This is a genomic window from Streptococcus sp. HMSC072G04, assembly GCF_001813295.1.
GTDB lineage: Bacteria > Bacillota > Bacilli > Lactobacillales > Streptococcaceae > Streptococcus.
Genome location: NZ_KV812005.1, coordinates 1 through 6,356 on the forward strand (window position 1 = coordinate 1; position 6,356 = coordinate 6,356).

Annotated in this window: 12 protein-coding genes; 6 read left to right on the forward strand and 6 right to left on the reverse strand. The window is 34.3% G+C overall.

Going from position 1 to position 6,356, the window contains the following annotated elements:
* Positions 1 to 119: 119 nt before the first annotated feature.
* The 6 genes from HMPREF2904_RS01180 to HMPREF2904_RS01205 all read right to left on the reverse strand — a co-directional run bounded on the left by HMPREF2904_RS01180 (position 120) and on the right by HMPREF2904_RS01205 (position 3,250).
* Positions 120 to 1,223, reverse strand: coding sequence for a site-specific integrase (locus HMPREF2904_RS01180; protein ID WP_070659508.1), 1,104 nt, complete (start codon positions 1,221 to 1,223; stop codon positions 120 to 122).
* A 261-nt stretch (positions 1,224 to 1,484) separates the two neighbouring features.
* A complete protein-coding gene (locus HMPREF2904_RS01185; protein WP_141751179.1) occupies positions 1,485 to 1,736 on the reverse strand; it encodes a hypothetical protein in 252 nt (83 codons plus the stop codon).
* A gap of 5 nt (positions 1,737 to 1,741) precedes the next feature.
* Positions 1,742 to 2,179: a hypothetical protein gene (locus HMPREF2904_RS01190; RefSeq protein WP_070659512.1), complete on the reverse strand. Its 438-nt coding sequence runs from the start codon at positions 2,177 to 2,179 to the stop codon at positions 1,742 to 1,744.
* Between the two features lie 47 nt (positions 2,180 to 2,226).
* Positions 2,227 to 2,496: a DUF4177 domain-containing protein gene (locus tag HMPREF2904_RS01195; RefSeq protein WP_070659514.1), complete on the reverse strand. Its 270-nt coding sequence runs from the start codon at positions 2,494 to 2,496 to the stop codon at positions 2,227 to 2,229.
* Positions 2,497 to 2,509: 13 nt separating this feature from the next.
* Positions 2,510 to 2,890 carry an ImmA/IrrE family metallo-endopeptidase gene (locus HMPREF2904_RS01200; RefSeq protein ID WP_070659516.1) on the reverse strand — a complete coding sequence of 127 codons (381 nt, stop codon included), beginning with the start codon at positions 2,888 to 2,890 and terminating at the stop codon, positions 2,510 to 2,512.
* A 12-nt stretch (positions 2,891 to 2,902) separates the two neighbouring features.
* Complete coding sequence (locus HMPREF2904_RS01205; RefSeq protein ID WP_070659518.1) at positions 2,903 to 3,250, reverse strand: helix-turn-helix domain-containing protein; 348 nt, start codon at positions 3,248 to 3,250, stop codon at positions 2,903 to 2,905.
* Between the two features lie 307 nt (positions 3,251 to 3,557).
* Here HMPREF2904_RS01205 and HMPREF2904_RS01210 point away from each other — a divergent pair, with 307 nt between their 5' ends.
* The 6 genes from HMPREF2904_RS01210 to HMPREF2904_RS01230 all read left to right on the forward strand — a co-directional run.
* A complete protein-coding gene (locus HMPREF2904_RS01210; RefSeq protein WP_070659525.1) occupies positions 3,558 to 3,767 on the forward strand; it encodes a helix-turn-helix domain-containing protein in 210 nt (69 codons plus the stop codon).
* A gap of 81 nt (positions 3,768 to 3,848) precedes the next feature.
* Positions 3,849 to 4,115: a helix-turn-helix domain-containing protein gene (locus tag HMPREF2904_RS01215; protein WP_070659520.1), complete on the forward strand. Its 267-nt coding sequence runs from the start codon at positions 3,849 to 3,851 to the stop codon at positions 4,113 to 4,115.
* Positions 4,116 to 4,133: 18 nt separating this feature from the next.
* Positions 4,134 to 4,487, forward strand: coding sequence for a hypothetical protein (locus HMPREF2904_RS01220; protein WP_070659521.1), 354 nt, complete (start codon positions 4,134 to 4,136; stop codon positions 4,485 to 4,487).
* The gene (locus tag HMPREF2904_RS11680) at positions 4,477 to 4,653 is read left to right on the forward strand and encodes a hypothetical protein (RefSeq protein WP_176744595.1); all 177 of its coding nucleotides are present in this window, start codon (positions 4,477 to 4,479) and stop codon (positions 4,651 to 4,653) included. The genes HMPREF2904_RS01220 and HMPREF2904_RS11680 overlap by 11 nt, the downstream gene beginning before the upstream one ends.
* A gap of 11 nt (positions 4,654 to 4,664) precedes the next feature.
* Positions 4,665 to 5,993 carry a replicative DNA helicase gene (gene dnaB, locus HMPREF2904_RS01225; RefSeq protein WP_070659523.1) on the forward strand — a complete coding sequence of 443 codons (1,329 nt, stop codon included), beginning with the start codon at positions 4,665 to 4,667 and terminating at the stop codon, positions 5,991 to 5,993.
* Positions 5,994 to 6,356, forward strand: a 363-nt coding sequence (locus HMPREF2904_RS01230; RefSeq protein ID WP_176744596.1) for a replication initiator protein A, incomplete at its 3' end; no start/stop codon positions are given.

Genomic DNA, 6,356 nt, shown 5'->3' on the forward strand with positions numbered 1-6,356 from the left:
AAACAAGTTTCTGTTTACCCAATCGCAAAATAATTGCTTTAAATAGCATAAAATAAGGCTTTCCGATATATTCGGAGAGCCTGTTTTTTTGTTTTGATACCCACGGTGATACCCATATTCTAAAAACCAATGTAGGAAGCAAATTTGTCAGCAACTTCATTTTTTGCTTTTTGGGTGACGTGAGCATATATGTCCATCGTTGTCTGTATATTTTCATGTCCTAGTCGTTCCTGGACCTCTTTGATCGTTGCTCCAGCCTCGAACAATAGGGAACAATGAGTATGTCTGAATCCGTGAGGAGTGATACGCTTGAAATCAGGATACCTCCTCCACACTCGATTCAGCAAGTTATTGACATGCACAATACTTTTAGGGCTGCCTAATTCATTTTTAAATAATAAGCCTTTTGTACTGTATTTGTGCCAATCTTTCAAAATATTAATAGTCTTTGGATCCAGCGATATTGTTCGCTGGCTTTTTTTCGTTTTTGGAGTTTGAAATATGATTTTATTGTTTTCTCCCTTAGCTAGTGTTTGATTAACTTTTAGTTGTCCGCTCTCTAAATCAATATCAGTCCATCTTAATGCACCAACCTCATTCTTCCTCATTCCTGTGAAAGCCAACAGACGGAAGAAAGTGAGCATTTCTATGTCATCAAGTTCCTGGACCATTTCGAAAAAAGTTTTCAGCTCTTCTTTATTATAGAATTGTTCAAGCTCTTCTTTATCTTTCTTTTTTCTTTTTGGCTTAAGAGTCTTTCTCATTGGATTGCTATCAATTAATTCCATAGATATTGCATAATCAAATATCTGATTAGCAATGCTGATGATACCAAAAAATCTCTTATAATCCTCAGCCCATTTATTGACTTGAGCTTGGCACATAGATAGAGTAATTTTATTTATGGGCTTATCTCCAAAATGAGGGATAATAAGTCTGTCTGCTTTGTCAATTTGGCTAACATAGGTAGATTCTTTAACTGTATTTCTATAATGCTCTTTCCAAGTTTCATATACTTGTTTGAAAGTAGTAGTTGTATTTCTGGTTCTAAAGGTTTTCTTCTCATAATCAGCCAAACACTTAGCTTCAGCAAGTCTAGCTTCACGTTCAGTTTTAAAACCACGCCTAAGAGTCACAATCTTTTTGCCAGTCAAAGGATCAATTCCATGATAGGCTTTAAAATAGTAGGCGAAACCATCACCTTTTTTATATTTTTTGATCATTGATTTTTACCTCATTTATTGTTAAAATGGGTATAAGAAAAAGACCTTTTGAATGGCTTTTCTTATACTGTGTTCCTCACACTCAATTTTTGGCGAAGGAGAGTGTGGGGATTTTTTTAGAAAAATTTTAAAATTATAGTTACTAACAGACCGATGATTGATATCGCTATCCCTATCAACCATTTTTTATTAGATTCCTGCTCTTTTTTACTATCTGCCTTAAATTCTAAAAGGAGATTTTCCATACGCAGTGTCATATTTTCAAAACCAGAACTTATTTTTTTGTTCCAGATTCTCGAATTTTAAATCTATTTCGTTTTTAGTATACAAGTTTTCAATTTTTGCTTCAAGTTTGTTGAATTTATCATCAATCTCTCTTTTTGAATAAGTATCATTTGGCATTCCCATTTTCTCCAACTCCTTTGCTTCAATTATATCACGATTTAAAGCAGAGTCGCCGCTAATAGAAGTGATTTTTTTCTTTCTTGGCTGAAATTCACTAGTGTTTTCCATTTCCATTACCTCTTAATAATATACAGATATCGAGTTTGTATATCAAGGATTTTTGGTATAGTATCATAGTCATGAAATTCAAAAATCAATTGATAATTACCTGGTTTTTCTGGAGTCATTGAAAAAACAAATTGGCCATTTGCTATTCCTAAACCATGATTGAAATAAGTGAAGTTCTCAGATGGTATTACTACGTTTGAAGCATGTATAAGAATTGAGTTTGTTAAAGAGCCTTCATACTTGATATACACTCTAATCTGGTATTTATGATCTGCCTTAATATTGAATAAGTCTACATCTACTCCCAAATAAAAAGAACCAGGAAACTCATCTAAAGTTGTAACAGTAGACATTGGAAGCCCACTTTCTGGATGGATAATATTTAGATTAGTTAATTTTTCTTCGAAAGATAGCCCATTAATAAGCTCGTCTGAATTACTCATTTTAAATCCTTTTCTAGTTTCTGATACTTTTGATTTTCAACCAAGCACTAAATAATTTTTTCAAACACCATTGTAGCCTGGATGCGATCTCCTCCACCTAGGCCCTTGCTGCCCCCGTTAGCTGTACTAATGGTATGGAGTCGGTATCCTTTGGCAACTTGTTTGTTAATCACATTTTCAAGTTCAGTGAGGTTTCCAGATCCAGTACCAAATAACTTTTCTTTAAGTGTTACTTGAAGCACAACATAGTTTAATCCAGTTGCTCCTGAAGCTTCAGAAAAAGAACTTTCTTGTTTAACATTATCAAAAAATCCCATAATAATTCCCCTTTTAATTAATTAAAGATTTATATTCATCTATTACCATCGTTTCGTTAGCGATGGTTTTTAAATTATACCGTTCCATAAAATGGATGTAATTAAATTCTGACACATCATCCATAGTTTTTAATTCTTCTTCTAATAAATGATGAATCATGCTACGATCAGCTTGAAGTTCACACAACTCCCTATTTACCTCATACTGGACTGGAGTATGTTCTTTATGGCCCAATTCATGTAGGGCTACTTGTTTTTGATCTTGCTCTGATAGATTAATATCAATTGCAAGAACCTTCAATGCTGGATTAAAGAAGCCTGGGCTATGCCATTCGCTTCCATCAAAGTAGCATAAGCTTACACCCTCAAGGGCACAAAGCTCTTTTACAGTCATATAAATGCACCTCTATTTATTTTTTAAGTGTGCCTCCAAGACTGCTGTAATAAAATCAATATCTTCTTCAGTAAGTGGTTTACCATCGAACAACATAGATTGCGCAGCAATGTCTCGAAGGTCAAGCGGTGCAGAAGCATCACCGTCTGTTGCGATTTTTGGATTATCAGTGCGCCCTAATAGGTAGTCGATAGACACATTAAAATAATCAGCAATTTTTTGGAGATTATCAGCTTTCGGATTTCCCTTTTTCATACTATAAAGATAATTTGTACTAAAATTTAGTTTATCTTCTAATTGATTAAGAGAAATTCCTTGCTTTTGGCAAAGTTCTTTAATTTTATCGAACGTCGAAAACATTGATATATCAACCTTTCTAAGATACGACAAAAAATATTTAAAATTAATTCTAAAAACTATTGACAAAAATTAGAATTAGTTTTAAAATAGTTTTTGTAAAGTAAAAGAGTTAGCAAAACAACATATAAAAACTTTTTCAAAAAATGACAGCTTTGGCGAGCGAGATTCATTATAGATAAAGGTTTTAAGATGTCTTTTAACTATGCCTTAATTTTAGAATTAATTTTAAAAAATGTCAAGGAATTTTATAAAGTTTTTGACTAATTCTTTTACTGTTTTACAAAAAAAGCAGAAAGGGGCCGATATGATGAGCCAACAACATAAACGATGGAATTCATTAGTAGAGGAAGCTCTCGAAAAAAGAGGGTGGTCACGATCAGACTTAGCGACCGTCGTCGGTGTAAGTCCAGCTACAATAACTCAACTTTTTAAAGAAGGAAAAGGTAGCGATGATCTGAAACTACGAATTAACAAAAAGTTACGGATTAACGAATCATGGGAAAAATTCGAGGATTAAGAAATATAAAAAAGGCACCTAACGAGGTTAGGCGCTCTAGAAAAGAAACTACTAATAGTATAACACAAATTGGAGATAACAATGAATGTTCTAAGTGAAGAATTTGAAAATGGAATAAGATCAGTGGTTCGAGTTCAATTTAAAGAATCTTTCACTGAATTCTTAGACCAGGAGATATCAGAGAAACGTTGGTTGTCACTAGAAAGTGCAGCGCACTATGCAGATTGCAGTTCAAATACCATCAGAAAATGGATCAAAATGGGATTGAATCTTTATCAAATTGATGGAACAAAACGAATTGACAAGAATGAATTAGATCAATTCATTCAAAGTAATATCGTTATTTAGATAGCAAAGGAGATAAAAATGGCAGTTTCTAGAGAAATGACTCTAATAGAAACACAAGTGCTAAACGCAATATTACAAAATGCATCATTTGAATTACCAATTCAAGCAAAAGAGCTACAAAGGCGATTTAATTTAGATAAACGAAAATTAGAAATCATTATTGAGAGCCTTAAAGTGAATTTTGGACATCCTGTTGTTGCAAAAAAAGAAAAACCAAATGGGTATTTCTTGCCAAAAACAAAGGAAGAACGAGATGCAGGTTTGGCACCCTACAAAAGGCAAATACTAACTGAACAAAAGAATTTGGCAGCAGTATTAGCAATTGATTTAGATGAATATAACAAGAAATGGAGATCAGAAAATGTTAAATGAAATTATTATTGGTGTATTGGTAATCGTGGTGTTATTTGAGGCGATCATGGTAAGTGCAATTAGCCAACGATGCAAAGAGTCGAAACGGGAATTAAAAAAGTTACTCAAGGAAAAACAACAAATCGAAGAAGCCCGGCAAGCAATGCGTTTTGAATATCGTAGATAAGGAGCGATAAAATGGCAGAAAAGACAAATATCCTGCCTCACGACATACTAGCTGAACAGGCGGTACTTGGATCAATTTTCGTTGACCCAGAAAAAATCTTTATCGCATCAGAATTTCTTACACAGGAAAGTTTTTATAAGTTATCTCACGGTATTATCTTCAATATTATGGAAGATTTGGCAGATAAGGGGGAACCAATTGACCCTGTATCTGTAAAATCAGCACTTGACTCTATTGGAGAGTTTGAGCGTATTGGTGGAATGGCTTTTCTTGCTAGTTTGATAAATTCAGTTCCCACTAGTGCTCACATTGAACATTATGCAAAGATTGTGGCCGAAAAAGCTAAAGCAAGAGAGGTCATCAATGATCTAGGTAAAGCACTTGAAAAAGTATATGAAGATCACCAAGATTTAGATGATGTCATAGTAAGACTTGAAAATACACTGACATCGGTAAGTGCCAATCAATACTCAGGTTTTAGAAACATCATGGATGTATTGGATTCCACTAATATTCGAATTGATGAACGATCTAAGCACGTTGGAGATGTTACTGGCCTTGCTACAGGTTTTACCGATTTTGACAAAATAACAACAGGACTACACGAAGACAACTTAATTATTTTGGCAGCCAGACCTGCTATGGGTAAAACAGCGTTTGCTCTAAATATTGCACAGAATGTCGCAATACGAGCGGGTAAACCAGTAGCTATCTTCTCACTGGAAATGGGGGCAGAGAGCCTGGTAGAACGGATGCTATCCGCTGAAGGAGTGATTCCATCCTATCACATCAGGACAGGAAAGTTATCTGACAGTGAGTGGAGACGGATGCTCTTAGCACAGGAACAGTTATCAAAGGCTCAACTCTATATTGATGATACCGCTGGCATCAGAATTTCTGACATCCGAGCACGATCAAAGAAATTAGCTCAAACAACAGGAGAGTTAGGTTTGATTGTTATTGATTATTTACAGTTGATTACTGGCAGAGGAAAAGAAAATAGACAGCAAGAAGTATCTGAGATCTCTAGACAATTAAAGATTTTAGCCAAGGAATTAAAAGTGCCAGTAATTGCACTTAGCCAACTTTCTCGTGGAGTAGAACAACGTAATGACAAAAGGCCAGTTCTGTCAGATCTTCGTGAATCAGGATCAATTGAACAAGATGCTGATATTGTAGCATTTCTTTACCGAGATTCTTATTACCGTTGTGAGAGACAAGAGGAAGATGATAATGTGACAGAAGTGATCTTTGAAAAGAACCGTCATGGGGGATTAGGTACCGTCAAATTATTCTTCCACAAAGAATTTACAAAATTTACAAATATGGAGGTACAATAAATGATTAAAAAATCTGAAGTAGCAGGCTTTCTAGCTTTCTTTAAATTCCCTAAACCATTTATTTATGATGAAAAATATAAAAAACTTAGTAACAATGCAAAACTAATGTATATGTTACTGTTTGGTAGGCTTGAGCTATCGATAAAAAATGGCTGGCATGACAGAAAGGGAAATGTTTTTCAATATTATACAAATGAGCAATTAATGATTGATTTAAATAGCAGTGAAAAAACAATCATTAAAGTGAAGAAAGAATTAAGAGAGGTGGGCTTACTAGAAGAGGTTCGACAAGGAAATAATCTACCAAATAGAATTTATATCAGTCAAGTTGATGGAGCTGTAGAAAATACAGTTCTTGAACTG